Source organism: Paraburkholderia sp. RL17-368-BIF-A (genome assembly GCF_046054045.1).
GTDB lineage: Bacteria > Pseudomonadota > Gammaproteobacteria > Burkholderiales > Burkholderiaceae > Paraburkholderia > Paraburkholderia graminis.
Map to the genome: position 1 here is coordinate 64,538 of NZ_JARESN010000015.1, position 16,372 is coordinate 80,909.

Consider the following 16,372-nt stretch of genomic DNA (forward strand, 5'->3'; position numbering starts at 1 on the left):
TTGCAGGCATTGATTACAATACCGGCAAAGGATTAAACGATGAATTTCTACGAGTTTTTCGCTGGTGGTGGAATGGCGCGTGCCGGGCTCGGACCGGACTGGACATGCCTTTTCGCGAACGATATCGATGCGATGAAGGGCGCAACGTATGCTGCCAATTGGGGGCGCGAACACCTTTCAGTGTGCGACATCCACGATGTCACGGTTGATCAGCTTGCCGGAGAGGCAGACTTGGCTTGGGCGTCGTTTCCCTGCCAAGATTTATCATTAGCCGGCAATGGTGCAGGTCTCGGCTATGAAACGAGGACCAAAGCAAAGACAAGATCCGGCACGTTTTGGCCGTTCTGGCAGCTAATGAGGCAGCTAGGTGCCGAGGAGCGCGGACCGAAGCTGATCGTACTTGAGAACGTCTATGGTGCCTTGCGGTCGCACGGGGGCAAAGACTTCGCACATATCGTCTCTGCCCTTTCGGGTCAGGACTACCGCTATGGTGCACTTGTCGTAGACGCCAAGGATTTTTTGCCGCAGTCCCGAGTACGAGTATTCTGGCTAGCCGTCCGTCGAGATCTGGACATCCCCGAGGATCTGCAAGCAGGCGGCCCGTTGGATGCGTGGCATCCGCCGGCATTACAAGAGGCCTATACCGGTTTGAGTGCCGAGGCTCGTCGGAAATGGATCTGGTGGAATCTTCCGCAGCCGCCACGGCGTGAGCTGCAGCTCGCGGACGTGATTGAAGGCGAACCGACTGGTGTTGAGTGGCATACGGCAGCTGAGACTCAGCGGCTTCTCGACATGATGTCTCCTGTCAACTTAGCCAAAGTCTCGGCCGTAATGCGTTCCGGGACTCCCGCTGTTGGCACTGTTTACAGACGCATGCGGACAGACGAGAACGGTGTCAAGCAGCAGCGAGCCGAAGTGCGCTTCGACGACGTCGCTGGGTGTCTGCGGACGCCCGGAGGGGGATCGTCGCGACAGACTGTCCTAATTGTTCACGGCAACTCGGTAAGATCGCGCCTGTTGTCGCCTCGCGAAGCCATGCGGCTCATGGGGCTCGATGATACTTACTTGATCCCTGCGCGATATAACGACGCGTATCACGTTGCGGGCGACGGGGTGGCCGTCCCCGTCGTGAGGCATCTCGCCGAGCATATCCTCGAGCCAATCCTCGAGTTTAACGAAGTAGCGTTCGACGGTGCGCAAGCGGTCGCTGCCTAAATCTCACGAGTCAGCGGCAGGTAGCTCGTTGTCGGTCTCGTCCCTGTCGCTCGGACCGACTTCGGGCTCCGCGTGCAACGCGTCCGCTCGGTCTTGCGCCAACGCGACCAGACGCTTCGCCTGAGTCACCAGTGACCGACGTAACCCGCCCTGAACTTCACGTTCCGCAATTACTTGTGATAGTCGAGCGATTGTTGATGCCCGACGTGCAATGCGGGTATCAGGGTGTCCCCGGAGCTTCATCACTTCGTCGCTCACGATTGTCGCTTCGTATGGCTTCGGAAGCGGGTCGAAAATGGGGGCCTCTACGGGCTGCTTCTCGTTGAGAATCGCCTTGAATTTCGATTTCTCAATCGCTTGCTTATAGACCGTGTATTCGAGCGAGTTCAGTGCTGCCTGCGCTTCCCCAAATTTAGGGTCACCTTTCTTCGCCTTGACGCCCTGATATTCGGTCAGCGGGTATACGACGATCTTGCGGACCTCGAAAGGGTCCAGCACGTTCATCGCGACAGCGTCCGAACGCTGGTTCGTTAAATGCCTTGAGATGCGCTGGCTCAGCGACTCACGGGTCTGGCCGACATAGATCGGTTCGTCGTCGTAGTCGTAGAAGGCATAGACACCGTATTTCACGCTGCCCACAGACTTCTCATAGCCAGGTATCGGCGTGCTCCGGTGAAATTTCGATAATTCGGCTCGCAGCTCCCTCGTTTCGAACGCTGCGTTGGAGGTCGATTTGGCCGGCGCTGCAGCCGGCTTTGGGCTCGACTTGCGCTTCGGTTTGCCCGCCGAGGCCTTGGCCGCGGCAGGAGACTCAGCGTCCTCCGGGAACTCAATTTCCTCTTGTTCTGGTTTGGTTTCCATCTGTTTGTAGAACAGCCCGCGATTTGTAGACCCAAAAAAAGCGGGTCCCATCTCTGGAACCCGCATGGGTATTGGTGCCGGCTGCAGGACTCGAACCCGCCACCTCATGATTACAAGTCAAGCGCTCTACCTGATGAGCTAAGCCGGCATGAGGCCGTGATTCTACTTCATTTTACGATCTTGAGGCGAGCCCTCCCGCCACCTTTCGAGCCGTCGTCGTCGGGCTGATCGCCCTGCGGCGCGCGCTCGGCTTTGGCGGCGGCATCCTCTGCTGCTGGCGCCTTGTTGACCGCACGCGGCGCGCTCGACACGCTCGGCGCATTCGGCGCACTCGGCGCACTCGGCGCGGTGGACGGCTCGACCGTTTCGGCGTCGGCGCCCGAATCCTGCGCCTCGCCGCCTGTCGACTCGACCGGGAACGCCATGCCCTGCCCGTTTTCGCGCGCGTAGATGGCGAGGATATTGGCGATAGGCACTTCGATCTTGTGCGACTTGCCGGAGAAACGGGCGCTGAACTCGACCCACTCGTTGCCCATCTGCAGTTGGCTCGTGGCCTCGAAGCTGATGTTCAACACGATCTCGTTGTCGCGCACAAACTGCCGCGGCACACGCGTCTGATTGTCGACGCGCACTGCAATGTGCGGCGTGTAGCCGTTATCCGTGCACCATTCGTACAGCGCGCGCAACAGATAAGGCTTGGTGGAAATCTCTTGCATCAGCAGTCCTCTTACCGGGCGCGGGCACCGCGCGCGCGTGGCCGCGCGGCGCCCTTGCCCAAAGCCAAACTCAACGACGCATCACCTTTTCCGACGGCGTCAGCGCCTCGATATAAGCCGGACGGCTGAAAATGCGCTCGGCGTACTTCATGAGCGGCGCCGCGTTCTTCGACAGTTCGATGCCGTAGTGATCCAGACGCCACAAGAGCGGCGCAATGGCGACGTCAAGCATCGAAAACTCTTCGCCGAGCATGTACTTGTTCTTCAGGAAGATCGGCGCGAGTTGCGTCAGACGGTCGCGAATCGCGAGGCGCGCCTTCTCGTGGTTCTTCTCCGCAGCCTTGCCCTTTTCGTTCTCGAGCGTGCCGACGTGGACGAACAGCTCTTTCTCGAAGTTCAGCAGGAACAGGCGCGCGCGCGCACGCTGGACCGGATCGGCCGGCATGAGCTGCGGGTGCGGGAAGCGCTCGTCGATATACTCGTTGATGATGTTCGATTCGTACAGAATCAGGTCCCGTTCGACGAGAATCGGCACTTGACCATACGGATTCATCACGGCGATGTCTTCCGGCTTGTTAAACAGGTCGACGTCGCGGATCTCGAAGTCCATGCCCTTTTCGAACAACACCAGCCGGCAGCGCTGGGAGAACGGGCAAGTTGTGCCGGAATACAGAACCATCATGATTTACGTTTCCTCAAAAAGCTGAAAGGCCAGCGCGCGGAAAAACCGTTCAGCAGGTTTTTCCTGGCGCCGGCCCCACGCCGTATAGCGGCGTGATTATTTGATATGTTTCCAGTACGCGGCGTTCAGTCGCCAGGCGAAAAAGCTCAGAATACCGAGGAACAGCAGCACCCACACGCCAAGCTGCTTGCGGGTTTTCTGAGTCGGCTCGGACATCCAGGACATATACGACACAAGGTCGGCCACAGCAGAATCATAATCTACCGGCGACATCGTCCCCGGCGTGACCTGCTGGAAGCCCACAAATTTGTGCACCGTCTCGCCCGTTTTTTCGTCGACTTCGTCACCGAATTTCGCAGTACGTTGCCCCTGAAGCTGCCACAGCACGTGAGGCATGCTCACGTTTTCATACACCAGATTATTCCAGCCGGTCGGCCGCGTATTGTCGCGATAAAAACTGCGCAGATACGTGTACAGCCAGTCCTTGCCGCGCGCCCGCGCTTCCACCGACAAATCCGGCGGACTCGCGCCGAACCACGCTTTCGCGTCGTCCGGGCGCATGGCCACGGTCATCGTGTTGCCGATTTTGTCGGTGGTGAAAAGCAGGTTCGACTGGATTTCGCTCGGCGCGATGCCGAGGTCGGTCAGCCGGTTGTAGCGCATCAGGTTCGCGCTGTGGCAATTCAGGCAGTAGTTTACAAACAATTGCGCGCCGTGCTGCAAAGAAGCGAAATTGTCTGCGTTATCCGGCGCGCGGTCGAGATGAACATTCTCGTCCGCATACGCCGGGCCGCTCAGCACCGCGAGCAGTGTCGCGCCGATCAGCGCGCACGTCGAAAGCAGTTTTTTCATCTTCGTGTTCTCCTCGCTCTCGATTAGTGGGGCTTGTAGCGCACGCGCTCAGGCGGCTGCCTGAACGTGCCAAGCCGCGTCCAGAACGGCATGCCGAGGAAAAACGCGAAGTAGATCAGCGCGCACACCTGCGCAATCAACGTAGCGACCGGCGACGGCGGTTTGGTGCCGAGGAACGCCAACGTCAGGAAAGCGAGCACGAAAATCCCGTAGAACACCTTGTGGAAGAACGGCCGGTAACGGATCGACTTCACCGGCGAGCGGTCGAGCCAAGGCAGGAAGAACAGCGAAACCACCGCGCCGCCCATCACCACGACGCCCCAGAACTTCGATTCGGTGAACGCCATGGCCAGAATCACGAGCACGGCGAGCACCGGCAAGCCGAGCTTCCACTTGCCGCGCGCGCGCACCAGCGCGAGCAGGCCGAGCAGCGCAATGACGATCATCAGGACGATCTTGAACGGATCGGTCGTGGCGCGCAGCATCGCGTAGAAGGCCGTGAAGTACCAGACCGGCGCGATTTCCGGCGGTGTCTGCAGCGGGTTGGCCGGCACGAAGTTGTTCGCTTCGAGGAAGTAGCCGCCCATTTCAGGCGCGAAGAAGATGATCGCCGCGAAGATCATCAGGAAGATGCACACGCCGTAGAAATCGTGCACCGAGTAATACGGGTGGAACGGAATGCCGTCGAGCGGAATGCCATCCGGGTCCTTCTTCGCCTTGATCTCGATGCCGTCAGGGTTGTTCGAGCCGACTTCGTGCAGCGCGACCAGATGCGCGACGACCAGCCCGAGCAGCACCAGCGGAATCGCGATCACGTGAAACGCGAAGAAGCGGTTCAGCGTCACATCCGACACCACGTAGTCGCCGCGAATCCACAGCGACAGGTCCGGCCCGATGAACGGAATCGCCGAGAACAGGTTCACGATCACCTGCGCGCCCCAGAACGACATCTGGCCCCACGGCAGCAGGTAGCCGAAAAACGCCTCGGCCATCAGGCACAGAAAGATCGCGCAGCCGAAGATCCACACGAGCTCGCGCGGCTTGCGATACGAGCCGTACATCAGCCCGCGGAACATATGCAGATACACGACGACGAAGAACATCGACGCGCCCGTTGAGTGCATGTAGCGGATCAGCCAGCCCCACGGCACCTCGCGCATGATGTACTCGACCGAGCCGAACGCGAGCGTCGCGTCGGGCTTGTAGTTCATCGTGAGGAAGATGCCGGTGACGATCTGGTTCACCAGCACGAGCAGCGCGAGCGAGCCGAAGAAGTACCAGAAGTTGAAGTTCTTCGGTGCGTAGTATTCGGAGACGTGCTTCTTCCAGGTGGACGTGAACGGAAAGCGCCGGTCGATCCAGCCGACGAGCCCGGTCGTCTCCACTTCGTGTTCGATCGCCATTACGCTTCTCCTTTCTCGTCCTTGCCGATCACGAGCCCATTGGCCGACGTGAACATATAAGGCGGGATGTCGAGGTTCTGCGGCGCAGGTTTGTTCTTGAAGACGCGGCCGGCCATGTCATAGGTCGAGCCGTGGCACGGGCACAGGAAGCCGCCAGGCCAGTCGTCCGGAAGATTGGGCTGCGCGCCCTCCTGGAAGCGCGGCGTCGGCGTGCAGCCCAGATGGGTGCACACGGCGACGGCGACAAAAACGTTCTTGTGGTCGGCGCGTGAACGGAATTCGTTGTTGCAGTACTCCGGCAGCGGCAACGAAAAGGGATTCTTGCTCGCGGGATCGGCGACTTCGTTATCGGCCTTCTTGACGTCGGCGAGCATCTTCTCGGTGCGGTTGATGATCCACACGGGCTTGCCGCGCCAGGCCACGGTCTTCATGTCGCCGGGCTTGAGATCGCTGATGTCGACTTCGACCGGGGCTCCTGCTGCCTTGGCCTTTTCAGATGGTGCAAACGAACTAACAAAGGGTACGACAGTGGCAACGCCTCCAATGCCACCTGCTACGGTCGTCGCTATCAGCCAGGTACGGCGGCTGCCGTCGACGCGTTCATCTTCCTTGTCTCGCATTACACGCCCCACTTCTGAGTTGGATTTTTCCTTCACGTCGCTTCTACCGCCGCTAGTTTGCTCGAATGGAGTCGCCATTTACAAGGGCCGATTGCCAAAAACCGTGCGAAGCCCTTGATAACTCAGGGTTTCTCCGTACGCATCACAAACTTTTTTGCAGCAGCTTTTAAGTGCCCCCTCCGTTATTCGTGCCTTTTGCTTCGCTAATGCCCATTTGATATTTCAACGACTCAAACGGGATTCGGAATATCGATAAAGAGATGCTCGATGTCGAACTGCTCCGACAGATGCTTGCCCACCGCCTGCACGCCGAAGCGCTCGGTCGCATGATGGCCGGCCGCGAGAAACGCTACGCCGCTTTCCGCCGACGTGTGCATGACCGACTCCGACACCTCGCCCGTCAGATAGACGTCGGCGCCGGCGTTGATCGCCGCGTCGAACATGCCTTGCGCGGCGCCCGTGCACCACGCGACGCGGCGCAGACTGCGATCCGGGTCGCCGAACACGAGCGGCGTGCGGCCGAGCGTCTGCTCGATCTCGGCGGTGAAGTGCGCGAGCGTGATCGGCATCGCAAACGTGGCGAGCCAGCCGAGGTCGTTCTCGCCGAAGCGCGCGTCGCTGATCCAGCCCATCTTCGCACCGATCTGCGCGTTGTTGCCGAACTCGGGATGGTCGTCGAGCGGCAGGTGATAGGCGAACAAGTTCAGGTCGTTGGCGAGCAGCAGCTTCAGGCGCCCGTATTTGCGGCCGGTGATCTGCGGCGCCTCGTTGCGCCAGAAGTAGCCGTGATGGACCAGCACGGCGTCCGCGCCCCAATCGAGCGCGGCTTCGAGAAACGCAACTGACGCGGTCACGCCGGTCGCGAGTTTGCCGATCTTGCGGCGCCCCTCGACTTGCAGACCGTTCGGGCAATAGTCCTTGAACCGCGCGGTTTCAAGGAGATTGTTCAAGTACAATTCAAGTTCGATCCGATCCATATAAACCTCTAGTCTTCAGATGCTTAGACGCTTCTGGCTGTTCTTTGCCCAAGCGGTGACTGTGCTGTTGGCGCTGATGTTCATCATCGCGACCCTCAAACCGCAGTGGCTTCAGCGTCAAGGGCAATTCGGCAAGCAACTTGCCGAACCGATCGTCGCACTGCGCGAAGTCGCGCCTGGCATGGGCAGCGGGCCCGCAACGGCGTCTTATGCCGACGCCGCGCAAAAGGCCATGCCCGCGGTCGTAAACGTCTTTTCCAGCAAAGATGGCTCACTGCCGCCGGACCCGCGCGCGAAAGACCCGCTGTTCCGCTACTTCTTCGGCGACAAGAACAATCGCAGGCAGCGCGAACAACCGGCCGCGAACCTGGGCTCCGGAGTGATCGTGAGTTCGGAAGGGTACATTCTAACGAACCAGCACGTCGTCGACGGTGCGGATCAGATTGAAATCGCGCTCGCCGACGGACGCACCACGAACGCCAAGGTGATCGGCATCGATCCGGAAACGGATCTGGCCGTGCTCAAGGTCAACATGACCAACCTGCCCACCATCACGCTCGGCCGCATGGAGCAGACGCGCGTGGGCGACGTGGTGCTGGCCATCGGCAATCCGTTCGGCGTCGGGCAGACGGTCACCATGGGCATTGTCAGCGCGCTCGGCCGCAATCACCTCGGCATCAATACGTTCGAAAACTTCATCCAGACCGATGCGGCGATCAATCCCGGCAACTCGGGTGGCGCGCTCGTCGACGTGAACGGCAATCTGCTCGGCATCAACACCGCTATTTACTCGCGCTCGGGCGGCTCGCTCGGCATCGGCTTCGCGATTCCGGTGTCGACTGCGCGCAGCGTGCTCGAAAGCATCATCACGACGGGTTCGGTCACGCGCGGCTGGATCGGCGTCGAGCCGCAAGACGTGACGCCGGAAATCGCCGAGTCGTTCGGGCTCGACCAGAAGTCAGGCGCAATCGTCGCGGGCGTGCTGAAGAACGGTCCCGCGGACCGCGCGGGAATCAAGCCAGGCGACATTCTGATGAGCGTCAACGGTCAGGAAATCACCGACACCACGCGCCTGCTGAACGTGATCGCGCAGATCAAGCCGGGCACGGCCGCCAAGGTGCATCTGGTGCGCAAGAACCGCGAGCTGGATGTCGACGTGGTCATCGGCAAGCGGCCGCCTCCGCCGAAACAGCCCGCCGACGACAGCGAGCAGCAGGACGACGAAGGCGGTTGAGCGCAAGCGGTGTGCGGGTAGTAGCGCCCGTGCCGAATCCGCTGGTAGAACGCGTAGAACGAAAAAAGGGCAGCCCGTTGCGGACTGCCCTTTTGCTTTGTTTGCTTACGCGTTGCAGCCGCGCCACGCGGCGTGCATTGCATCAGCCCGGCGGACTCGCGTCCTCGACCACCGCCGGCTGCTTGCCGACAATCAACCGCGCCGCGATGATCCCCGCCTCGTACAGCACGACCAGCGGAATGGCCAGAATCAGCTGCGAGAAGACGTCCGGCGGCGTGACCACGGCCGAAATCACGAACGCGCCGACGATCACATACGGCCGGATTTCCTTCAGCTTCTTCAGCGTCACCACGTTCATGCGCACGAGCAGCACGACGACGATCGGCACTTCGAACGTCACGCCGAACGCAATGAACATGGTCAGCACGAAGCTCAGGTAATTGTCGATGTCCGTCGTCATCTCCGCGCCGAGCGGCGCGTTGTAATGCGCCATCACGCGAAAGATGGTGGGAAACACAACGAAATACGCGAACGCCATGCCGCAGAGAAACAGCGTATAGCTGCTGCCGACGAGCGGCCCGACCAGCTTCTTCTCATGCTGATAAAGACCCGGCGCGACGAACGCCCAGATCTGATACAGCACGATAGGCAGCGCGATCACGAAAGCGACCAGCATGGTCACTTTCATCGGCACGAAGAACGAGCCGGTGACGTCGGTCACGATCATCTTGCCGTCTTTGGGCAGGTTCTGCATCAGCGGGCGCGCCAGCAGCCGGAAGATGTCCGGCGCCCAATACACGAGTCCGACAAACACCACGATGACGGCAAGGCCCGCGCGGATGATGCGGTCGCGCAATTCAACGAGGTGGGAAATGAAGGTCTCTTCAGTGCCTTCGTCCTGGCTTTTCTGGGGGTCGCTCACACCGGCCCTCGGTTAGAGATTGTCGTTCTGATCATCAGAAAAACCGCGTCGGACGACGCATGCTGGCAGGCGTATGCCGCGCGACGCGTGCCGCGCCAGACTGCACACGCGTGCGGCGCGTGGTGGCGCGCTTGTACCAGGTGGGCATTGCCGTTTGCTTGACGCGCCAGTTCTTGCGCTTGGCCGCCGCGGCGGGCGTGCTGTTCTGCCACGAAGTGCTGCCGGCATTGCCGGCGTCTTCGAGCGCCCCGCCGGCGATGCTCGGCGACACGGACGTCCCGCTGTTCCACGCGTCGTTCAGTTCGCTCTCATGCTTGCGCAGGTTTTCCTGAACGGCCGTTTCGACGTTGCTCGCCGCCGTCTCGAACTCGGTTTTCATGCGACGCAATTCGTCGAGTTCGATTTCCCGCGTGACTTCCGACTTGACGTCGTTGATGTAGCGCTGCGCGCGGCCGAACAGCGCGCCCGCCGTGCGGGCGACGCGCGGCAGCCGCTCAGGGCCGAGCACGACCAGTGCGACGACGCCGATGAGCGCCATCTTGGTTAGACCGAGGTCCAGCATGGAGGGAAATGTCCGTCAGTAACGCGGTTGGCCCGCGGCTTAGCGGTAATCGCCCGAACGCGGGGTCTTTTCCTTGGCTTCCACATCCACCGCGCCGTTGCGCGGCAGTTCGCGCTGCTGCTGCGCGTCCGCCGAAGGCGTTTCGTTCTCGCGCATGCCTTCCTTGAAGCCCTTCACAGCGCCACCCAGATCGCCGCCGATGTTGCGCAGCTTCTTCGTGCCGAACACGAGCGCCACGATCAGCAACACGATCAACCAATGCCAAATACTCAACGAACCCATGACTACTCTCCTTAACCCCGACGCCGCACGTAATGCGGCAAAAACTCGTCTGCCTTGCGGCGTGAATCGAAGCGCTTGCGCTTCATCTATACGTTACAGCAGCGTTGCCGCGCGTGCCGCTGTTTCGCCAGGACCTCGCACGCCGGACCTCGCCCGTATTGTGGCCAGAGAATCGCGTCGCCAAAATTACAGCGCGGCAAAAACAGCGAGGCAAAAATGCTATGCACCCGGCAACGTCTCCGCGGCCCGGCCAAGCCAGGCTGCGCCAGGCCCATTAACCCATGCGCTGCCACGGACGCGGCCCCGCCAGAATGTGCGCGTGCAGGTGATACACCTCTTGCCCGCCGCCCGGGCCGGTATTGATGACCGTGCGGAAGCCGGTTTCGCCACCGGTGTACGCCACGCCCAACTGATCGGCCAAACGCGCGGTCAAAACAAGCATTCTACCAAGCATGGGCGCATCGCTTTCGGTGCAGTCCGTAAGCGTGGCGATGTGCTTGCGCGGAATGACCAGCACATGCGTTTCGGCCGCCGGACGGATGTCGCGGAAGGCAAGAAACTCTTCGTCTTCATGGACTTTGGTCGACGGGATCTCGCCGGCGGCGATCTTGCAGAAGAGGCAATTCGGGTCGTGACTCATCGTATTCCTGACGCGGTAGGGCTAAAGCGCGAAGCGTGGCTCGATGCGGCAGAGCGGCTTTGCGCCGACGCCGCACGACGTGACACCAATTCAGAACCACGCCCGCGGATTCGCAAGCGGCTTGTTATCGTACAGATACAGCCAGCCCTTGATAATACGGTACAACATCCAGATGCTGACGGCCCACAGCACCGCAAAGCCGATGAAGACGAACACCAGCAGCCCGCCTATCGCGTAACCCAGCAGGCCGATCCAGAAGGTGCGGATCTGCCACTCGAAGTGCGGTTCATACGGCGTGCCCGCCGCGTCGCCGCGCTTCACGTAATTGATGATGATCGCGATCAGGATCGTCAGGCCGCCCGTCAGCCAGTGAACCGCATACAGCGCGTACAGCACATGCGTCAGCGTGCGCAGGCTGCGTTCCCGCTCCGGCTCGATCGCGTGGCGGTAAGCCGGCGGCGGATAACTCTGGTGCGACTGTTCCATGCTGCGTCCTCCGGACGATGGGTTTGCGATGCGTTCACTGCAATGTGGGCGCCGGCGCTCGCCACTTCAAGGCAAACCGCGCGAAGAAACAGCAGAAATCGCACTCGGGAAAATCGCGCGCTCAATCGCCGTTCTGCTCGCGCTCGCGGCTCTTGCGCAGCGCTTTTTCCTCAATGCCCGACATGCCTTCGCGGCGCTCCAGCTCGGCGAGCACGTCCGCGGGGCTCAGATCGTAGTGCGACAGCATGACGAGGCAATGGAACCACAGATCCGCGACCTCGCCGACGAGCGCCTTCGTCTCGCCGCCGTGGCGCGTGTCCTTGGCGGCCAGCACGACTTCGGTGGCTTCTTCGCCGATTTTCTTCAGCACCGCGTCGTCGCCCTTATGGAACAGGCGCGACACATACGACACGTCCGGGTCGCCGCCCTTGCGGCTGTCGATGATCGCCGCGAGGCGCATCAACGTATCGGTCGTGGATGGATTGGCGGATGCGGCTTGGGTGGTCTGCGTCATTTGTAGATGTGTTCGGGGTCTTTCAGCACGGGATCGACGGCAATCCAGTCGCCGTCATCTGTCGAGCCTTCGAATTTCTGGAAAAAACACGAGTGGCGGCCGGTGTGGCACGCAATGCCGGACACCTGCTCCACCTTCAGCAGCACGACGTCTTCGTCGCAATCGAGCCGCACTTCATGCACGTGCTGAACGTGGCCGGACTCCTCGCCCTTGAACCACAGGCGCTGGCGCGAGCGGGAGAAGTACACCGCGCGGCCGAGTTCGACGGTTTTCGCCAACGCCTCGCGGTTCATCCACGCGAACATCAGCACGTCGTTCGTCGACGCTTCCTGCGCGATCACCGGCACAAGGCCGTTCGCGTCCCACTTGACCTTGTCGAGCCAATTGACTGCCGTTGGATTCACCACGTCACAACCTCACCGAAATGCCCTGCCCGGCCATGAAGCGCTTGGCCTCGCCCACCGTGTGCTCGCCGTAGTGGAAGATGCTGGCGGCGAGTACCGCGTCGGCGTGGCCGTTCTTGATGCCGTCGGCGAGATGCTGCAGATTGCCGACGCCGCCCGAGGCGATCACCGGAATCGGCACCGCGTCGGAGACCGCACGCGTGAGCGCGAGGTCAAAGCCGCTTTTCGTGCCGTCGCGGTCCATGCTGGTCAGCAGGATTTCGCCCGCGCCGAGCTCGGCCATCTTGCGCGCCCATTCGACGGCTTCGAGGCCGGTCGCCTTGCGTCCGCCGTGCGTGAAGACTTCCCAGCGCGGCGGCTCACCGTCCGCGGAAACGCGCTTGGCGTCGATCGCGACCACGATGCATTGCGAGCCGTATTTGTCCGTGGCGTCCTTGACGAGCTGCGGATTCGCCACCGCCGACGAGTTCATGCTGATCTTGTCCGCGCCCGCGTTGAGCAGGCGCCGCACGTCTTCGACGGCGCGCACGCCGCCGCCGACCGTCAGCGGAATGAACACTTGCGAGGCGACTGCTTCGATGATCGGCAGGATCAGGTCGCGCTGGTCGGAAGTCGCGGTGATGTCGAGGAAAGTCAGTTCGTCCGCGCCCTGATCGTCGTAACGGCGCGCGATTTCCACGGGATCGCCCGCGTCGCGCAGTTCGACGAAGTTGACGCCCTTGACCACGCGGCCGGCGGTGACGTCGAGACAGGGAATGATGCGTTTAGCTAGAGCCATGATCTTGCAATTCTGCCAATACCGCTGATGGGGCCGCTCGCCTGGACCGCAGGCGAGCGGTGATGGGCCGGGGTGCCGGGCCGAGTTGCTCGCGGCGGGTTCGGCGCGTGGCGCTTGGGGCGCTTGTTTAGAAAGCCACCGCCAACTGCGGCTCGGATTGCGCCGCATGCAGGCGAGCAGGTGAGCAGGCATGCAGCGCGTGCTTGCGTGCCGCGGGCGTTGTCCTCAGACGCGAGGCTGACCACGCCGCCGCGCTCATCCGTTCAACCGCTCGCCCACTCGCCCGCTGCGCAGCCGAGCAGCCGCTCAGGCGTCGTCCGATTCCCGCAGCCGGTCCGCCAAAGTCTGCGCAGCCGTGAAGTCGAGATCGCCCGAGTAGATCGCCCGGCCGCAGATCACGCCTTCAATGCCTTCGCCCTCGACTTCGCACAGCGATTCGATGTCGGCGAGATTCGACAGCCCGCCGCTTGCGATCACCGGAATCTTCACGGCGCGCGCAAGGCGCACCGTCGCCTCGATGTTGATGCCCTGGAGCATGCCGTCGCGGCCGATGTCCGTGTAGATGATCGACTCGCAGCCGTAGTCCTCGAACTTGCGCGCCAGATCGGCCACTTCGTGACCCGTCAGCTTGCTCCAGCCGTCGGTCGCGACCTTGCCGTCTTTCGCATCCAGCCCGACGATGATATGGCCGCCGAACGCGGTACACGCGTCCTGCAGGAAGCCCGGATTTTTCACCGCGGCCGTGCCGATGATCACGTACTCGAGACCGTCGTCGAGATAGCGCTCGATGGTGTTCAGGTCGCGGATGCCGCCGCCGAGCTGCACGGGAATCTCGCCGCCCACTTCCTCGATGATCGCGCGAATCGCGTCTTCGTTCCTCGGCTTGCCGGCGAACGCGCCGTTCAGGTCGACGAGGTGCAGACGGCGCGCGCCGCGCTCGACCCAATGTCGGGCCATCGCCGCCGGTTCCTCGGAGAATATCGTCGCCTGGTCCATATCGCCCTGTTTGAGGCGTACACACTGACCGTCTTTCAGGTCGATGGCGGGGATCAGCAGCATAGCAATCGGGTGTTGAGTGGGAATGGGTTGAAGGTCGGCGGCGGCGGCTGGTCGGCCAGCCCGCCCAAACGCCGTCTCGCTAGTTTAGTACAACTCTTTCGACGCTCTTGCGCACCGGCGGCGCAAAGCGAAATCAGGATGCGGCCGCCGCAGCGCGCGGCGAATGCCCCGCCGGCGGCAAAACAGCGCACCGCCGCAGCAGGAAGCGAGGCGCTCACGGGTTCCAGTGCACGAAGTTGCGATACACGCGCAGCCCGGCTTCGGCGCTCTTTTCCGGGTGAAACTGGGTCGCGAAGATGTTGTCCCGCGCGACCGCCGACGTAAAAGGCACGCCGTACACCGTCTCGCCCGACGTGTGCGCGGCATTATCCGGCACCACGTAATAGCTATGCACGAAGTAGAAGAACGCATTGTCGGCCACGCCGTCCCACAGCGGATGCGGCTGCGCCTGGCGCACGCGGTTCCAGCCCATCTGCGGGACCTTGAAGCGCGAGCCGTCGTCCTGCACCTGACCTTCCAGGTCGAAGCGCAGCACCTTGCCCGGCAGGAGCCCGAGGCCGGGCGTGCCGCCCTCGGCGCTCCAGTCGAACAGCATCTGCTCGCCCACGCACACGCCCATCAGCGGCTTCGTGCGCGACGCTTCCACGACCGCTTCCTGCAGGCCGGACTCAGCGAGACTGCGCATGCAGTCGGGCATCGCGCCCTGGCCGGGCAGCACGACGCGGTCGGCCGCGCGGATCGCTTCCGGCTGGTCGACGATCGCCACGTCCGCTTCCGGCGCGGCCTTGCGCAACGCCTGCGCCACCGAGCGCAGGTTGCCCATTCCGTAATCCACAATCGCTATCGAAGTTTTCATTTCAAAGTAGGCAGCAAAGCCTTCAGTCCATCGACGATGAATTCCACCGCCAGCGCCGATAACATCAAACCCATGAGCCGCGTGCCGATGTTGATACCGGTGCGACCGACCCAGCGTGCAATCGGTTCAGCGAGGCGCAGCGAAAAAAAGCAGATCGCCGCCAGCACCGCGCCGATCGCGATCAGACCGATGCGGTCGTACCAATGCGGCGAGCTGGCCGCATAGATGATCGTCGTGCTGATCGCGCCGGGGCCGGTCAACAGCGGAATGGCCAGCGGCACGACCGCGATGTTGTCCTTCTGCTCGGCTTCGTCGCGCTCTTCGGGCGTCGAACGACTGTTGCCGATCTGCGCGTTCAGCATGTTGATCGCCATCAGCAGCATGATGATGCCGCCGCCCACTTCGAGCGAACCGACCGAAATGCCGAAGAAGCTGATGATCTGCTGCCCGAGCAGCGTCGTCACCGCGATCACGCAGAACACCGAAATAGCCGCGATCCGAATGGTCCTGCGCCGTTCGACGTCGCTCTGATTCGCCGTCAGGCTCATGAAAAACGGAATCGCGCCGACCGGATTGATCAGCGCGAGCAGCGAGATAAACGACTTCAGAATATCCATTGAACACCGGGCGCGCGCACGGCGCGGTTCCGGTCCCGGTAAATAAGTCGCTTAAAGACTGCCTTTGGTCGACGGAATCTGCCCCGCCGCGCGCTCGTCCAGTTCGACGGCCATGCGCAGCGCGCGGCCGAACGCCTTGAACACCGTTTCCATTTGATGGTGAGCATTCAGGCCGCGCAGATTGTCGATATGCAACGTCACGCCCGCATGGTTCACGAAGCCGCGGAAGAATTCGATCGACAGATCGACGTCGAACGTGCCGATGCGCGCACGCGTGAACGGCACATGAAACTCGAGGCCCGGACGGCCCGAAAAGTCGATCACGACGCGCGACAGCGCTTCGTCGAGCGGCACATACGAATGACCGTAGCGGCGAATGCCCTTGCGGTCGCCGATTGCTTTCGCGACGGCCTGGCCGAGCGTGATGCCGGTGTCTTCGACCGTATGATGGTCGTCGATATGCAGGTCGCCATGCGCTTCAATGTCGAGATCGAACAGGCCATGCCGCGCGATCTGGTCGAGCATGTGGTCCAGGAACGGCACGCCGGTGGCCAGCTTCTGCTGACCGGTGCCGTCCAGGTTGATCTTGACACGGATCTGCGTTTCGCTGGTGTTGCGAACGACTTCCGCAAGGCGCATGGTAATTCCTCGAATCTGGCTAGAAAGCGCTAGTAGTGTGGGAGGGGAGCGGC

21 protein-coding genes and 1 tRNA gene are annotated in these 16,372 nt (G+C 61.8%); 2 read left to right on the top strand and 20 right to left on the bottom strand.

From position 1 onward, the window contains the following. Positions 1 to 39 precede the first annotated feature (39 nt). The gene (locus P0D87_RS23560) at positions 40 to 1,215 is read left to right on the top strand and encodes a DNA cytosine methyltransferase (RefSeq protein ID WP_408637065.1); all 1,176 of its coding nucleotides are present in this window, start codon (positions 40 to 42) and stop codon (positions 1,213 to 1,215) included. Between the two features lie 3 nt (positions 1,216 to 1,218). Here the strand turns inward: P0D87_RS23560 and P0D87_RS23565 are convergent, their stop codons facing one another. The 8 genes from P0D87_RS23565 to P0D87_RS23600 all read right to left on the bottom strand — a co-directional run bounded on the left by P0D87_RS23565 (position 1,219) and on the right by P0D87_RS23600 (position 7,326). After that, positions 1,219 to 2,076, bottom strand: a complete 858-nt coding sequence (locus tag P0D87_RS23565; RefSeq protein WP_408637066.1) for a GIY-YIG nuclease family protein — start codon at positions 2,074 to 2,076, stop codon at positions 1,219 to 1,221. Between the two features lie 72 nt (positions 2,077 to 2,148). Beyond that, positions 2,149 to 2,224: transfer RNA gene (locus P0D87_RS23570), tRNA-Thr, on the bottom strand. Positions 2,225 to 2,243: 19 nt separating this feature from the next. Beyond that, positions 2,244 to 2,792, bottom strand: a complete 549-nt coding sequence (locus P0D87_RS23575) for a ClpXP protease specificity-enhancing factor (protein ID WP_053858803.1) — start codon at positions 2,790 to 2,792, stop codon at positions 2,244 to 2,246. 70 nt (positions 2,793 to 2,862) lie between these two features. Next, complete coding sequence (locus tag P0D87_RS23580; RefSeq protein ID WP_006052302.1) at positions 2,863 to 3,474, bottom strand: glutathione S-transferase N-terminal domain-containing protein; 612 nt, start codon at positions 3,472 to 3,474, stop codon at positions 2,863 to 2,865. 96 nt (positions 3,475 to 3,570) lie between these two features. Then, entirely contained in the window at positions 3,571 to 4,326 is a 756-nt protein-coding gene (locus P0D87_RS23585; RefSeq protein WP_029971286.1) for a cytochrome c1, read from the bottom strand. Positions 4,327 to 4,349: 23 nt separating this feature from the next. Then, positions 4,350 to 5,729: a cytochrome b gene (locus P0D87_RS23590; RefSeq protein WP_006052300.1), complete on the bottom strand. Its 1,380-nt coding sequence runs from the start codon at positions 5,727 to 5,729 to the stop codon at positions 4,350 to 4,352. After that, the gene (petA, locus tag P0D87_RS23595; protein ID WP_029971285.1) at positions 5,729 to 6,349 is read right to left on the bottom strand and encodes a ubiquinol-cytochrome c reductase iron-sulfur subunit; all 621 of its coding nucleotides are present in this window, start codon (positions 6,347 to 6,349) and stop codon (positions 5,729 to 5,731) included. Before petA ends, P0D87_RS23590 begins: the two co-directional genes overlap by 1 nt. Before the next feature lie 230 nt (positions 6,350 to 6,579). After that, complete coding sequence (locus tag P0D87_RS23600) at positions 6,580 to 7,326, bottom strand: Nif3-like dinuclear metal center hexameric protein (protein ID WP_006052298.1); 747 nt, start codon at positions 7,324 to 7,326, stop codon at positions 6,580 to 6,582. A 19-nt stretch (positions 7,327 to 7,345) separates the two neighbouring features. Here P0D87_RS23600 and P0D87_RS23605 point away from each other — a divergent pair, with 19 nt between their 5' ends. Beyond that, positions 7,346 to 8,560, top strand: coding sequence for a Do family serine endopeptidase (locus P0D87_RS23605; RefSeq protein WP_029971284.1), 1,215 nt, complete (start codon positions 7,346 to 7,348; stop codon positions 8,558 to 8,560). Positions 8,561 to 8,702: 142 nt separating this feature from the next. Here the strand turns inward: P0D87_RS23605 and tatC are convergent, their stop codons facing one another. The 12 genes from tatC to hisB form a co-directional block, all read right to left on the bottom strand. Further along, positions 8,703 to 9,482, bottom strand: a complete 780-nt coding sequence (tatC, locus tag P0D87_RS23610; RefSeq protein WP_053858804.1) for a twin-arginine translocase subunit TatC — start codon at positions 9,480 to 9,482, stop codon at positions 8,703 to 8,705. A 34-nt stretch (positions 9,483 to 9,516) separates the two neighbouring features. Beyond that, a complete protein-coding gene (gene tatB, locus P0D87_RS23615) occupies positions 9,517 to 10,044 on the bottom strand; it encodes a Sec-independent protein translocase protein TatB (RefSeq protein ID WP_006052295.1) in 528 nt (175 codons plus the stop codon). Positions 10,045 to 10,083: 39 nt separating this feature from the next. Beyond that, positions 10,084 to 10,326 carry a Sec-independent protein translocase subunit TatA gene (gene tatA, locus P0D87_RS23620; protein ID WP_006052294.1) on the bottom strand — a complete coding sequence of 81 codons (243 nt, stop codon included), beginning with the start codon at positions 10,324 to 10,326 and terminating at the stop codon, positions 10,084 to 10,086. A gap of 274 nt (positions 10,327 to 10,600) precedes the next feature. Continuing rightward, positions 10,601 to 10,966 (bottom strand): histidine triad nucleotide-binding protein, encoded by a 366-nt coding sequence (locus tag P0D87_RS23625; protein WP_006052293.1) that lies wholly within the window; start codon positions 10,964 to 10,966, stop codon positions 10,601 to 10,603. 90 nt (positions 10,967 to 11,056) lie between these two features. Further along, positions 11,057 to 11,452 carry a DUF4870 family protein gene (locus P0D87_RS23630; RefSeq protein ID WP_006052292.1) on the bottom strand — a complete coding sequence of 132 codons (396 nt, stop codon included), beginning with the start codon at positions 11,450 to 11,452 and terminating at the stop codon, positions 11,057 to 11,059. Positions 11,453 to 11,573: 121 nt separating this feature from the next. Next, positions 11,574 to 11,966 carry a phosphoribosyl-ATP diphosphatase gene (locus P0D87_RS23635; protein WP_006052291.1) on the bottom strand — a complete coding sequence of 131 codons (393 nt, stop codon included), beginning with the start codon at positions 11,964 to 11,966 and terminating at the stop codon, positions 11,574 to 11,576. Then, positions 11,963 to 12,373 carry a phosphoribosyl-AMP cyclohydrolase gene (hisI, locus tag P0D87_RS23640; RefSeq protein ID WP_006052290.1) on the bottom strand — a complete coding sequence of 137 codons (411 nt, stop codon included), beginning with the start codon at positions 12,371 to 12,373 and terminating at the stop codon, positions 11,963 to 11,965. Before hisI ends, P0D87_RS23635 begins: the two co-directional genes overlap by 4 nt. 1 nt (position 12,374) lies before the next feature. After that, positions 12,375 to 13,148, bottom strand: coding sequence for an imidazole glycerol phosphate synthase subunit HisF (gene hisF, locus P0D87_RS23645; RefSeq protein ID WP_006052289.1), 774 nt, complete (start codon positions 13,146 to 13,148; stop codon positions 12,375 to 12,377). A 306-nt stretch (positions 13,149 to 13,454) separates the two neighbouring features. Further along, complete coding sequence (gene hisA, locus P0D87_RS23650) at positions 13,455 to 14,207, bottom strand: 1-(5-phosphoribosyl)-5-[(5-phosphoribosylamino)methylideneamino]imidazole-4-carboxamide isomerase (protein ID WP_006052288.1); 753 nt, start codon at positions 14,205 to 14,207, stop codon at positions 13,455 to 13,457. Between the two features lie 214 nt (positions 14,208 to 14,421). After that, positions 14,422 to 15,063: an imidazole glycerol phosphate synthase subunit HisH gene (hisH, locus tag P0D87_RS23655; protein ID WP_006052287.1), complete on the bottom strand. Its 642-nt coding sequence runs from the start codon at positions 15,061 to 15,063 to the stop codon at positions 14,422 to 14,424. Further along, positions 15,060 to 15,680 (bottom strand): YchE family NAAT transporter, encoded by a 621-nt coding sequence (locus P0D87_RS23660; protein WP_006052286.1) that lies wholly within the window; start codon positions 15,678 to 15,680, stop codon positions 15,060 to 15,062. The genes hisH and P0D87_RS23660 overlap by 4 nt, the downstream gene beginning before the upstream one ends. A 51-nt stretch (positions 15,681 to 15,731) precedes the next feature. Further along, the gene (gene hisB / locus P0D87_RS23665; protein WP_006052285.1) at positions 15,732 to 16,319 is read right to left on the bottom strand and encodes an imidazoleglycerol-phosphate dehydratase HisB; all 588 of its coding nucleotides are present in this window, start codon (positions 16,317 to 16,319) and stop codon (positions 15,732 to 15,734) included. Positions 16,320 to 16,372: the final 53 nt, after the last annotated feature.

Bases quoted from the DNA above. Each gene is read 5' to 3' on its own strand.
- hisF (WP_006052289.1), bottom strand. From the start codon at position 13,148: ATGGCTCTAGCTAAACGCATCATTCCCTGTCTCGACGTCACCGCCGGC.
- tatA (WP_006052294.1), bottom strand. From the start codon at position 10,326: ATGGGTTCGTTGAGTATTTGGCATTGGTTGATCGTGTTGCTGATCGTG.
- hisH (WP_006052287.1), bottom strand. From the start codon at position 15,063: ATGAAAACTTCGATAGCGATTGTGGATTACGGAATGGGCAACCTGCGC.
- P0D87_RS23560 (WP_408637065.1), top strand. From the start codon at position 40: ATGAATTTCTACGAGTTTTTCGCTGGTGGTGGAATGGCGCGTGCCGGG.
- P0D87_RS23565 (WP_408637066.1), bottom strand. From the start codon at position 2,076: ATGGAAACCAAACCAGAACAAGAGGAAATTGAGTTCCCGGAGGACGCT.
- P0D87_RS23605 (WP_029971284.1), top strand. From the start codon at position 7,346: ATGCTTAGACGCTTCTGGCTGTTCTTTGCCCAAGCGGTGACTGTGCTG.
- tatB (WP_006052295.1), bottom strand. From the start codon at position 10,044: ATGCTGGACCTCGGTCTAACCAAGATGGCGCTCATCGGCGTCGTCGCA.
- P0D87_RS23630 (WP_006052292.1), bottom strand. From the start codon at position 11,452: ATGGAACAGTCGCACCAGAGTTATCCGCCGCCGGCTTACCGCCACGCG.
- hisB (WP_006052285.1), bottom strand. From the start codon at position 16,319: ATGCGCCTTGCGGAAGTCGTTCGCAACACCAGCGAAACGCAGATCCGT.
- petA (WP_029971285.1), bottom strand. From the start codon at position 6,349: ATGCGAGACAAGGAAGATGAACGCGTCGACGGCAGCCGCCGTACCTGG.
- hisA (WP_006052288.1), bottom strand. From the start codon at position 14,207: ATGCTGCTGATCCCCGCCATCGACCTGAAAGACGGTCAGTGTGTACGC.
- P0D87_RS23590 (WP_006052300.1), bottom strand. From the start codon at position 5,729: ATGGCGATCGAACACGAAGTGGAGACGACCGGGCTCGTCGGCTGGATC.
- P0D87_RS23580 (WP_006052302.1), bottom strand. From the start codon at position 3,474: ATGATGGTTCTGTATTCCGGCACAACTTGCCCGTTCTCCCAGCGCTGC.
- P0D87_RS23660 (WP_006052286.1), bottom strand. From the start codon at position 15,680: ATGGATATTCTGAAGTCGTTTATCTCGCTGCTCGCGCTGATCAATCCG.
- P0D87_RS23585 (WP_029971286.1), bottom strand. From the start codon at position 4,326: ATGAAAAAACTGCTTTCGACGTGCGCGCTGATCGGCGCGACACTGCTC.
- P0D87_RS23600 (WP_006052298.1), bottom strand. From the start codon at position 7,326: ATGGATCGGATCGAACTTGAATTGTACTTGAACAATCTCCTTGAAACC.
- P0D87_RS23625 (WP_006052293.1), bottom strand. From the start codon at position 10,966: ATGAGTCACGACCCGAATTGCCTCTTCTGCAAGATCGCCGCCGGCGAG.
- P0D87_RS23635 (WP_006052291.1), bottom strand. From the start codon at position 11,966: ATGACGCAGACCACCCAAGCCGCATCCGCCAATCCATCCACGACCGAT.
- P0D87_RS23575 (WP_053858803.1), bottom strand. From the start codon at position 2,792: ATGCAAGAGATTTCCACCAAGCCTTATCTGTTGCGCGCGCTGTACGAA.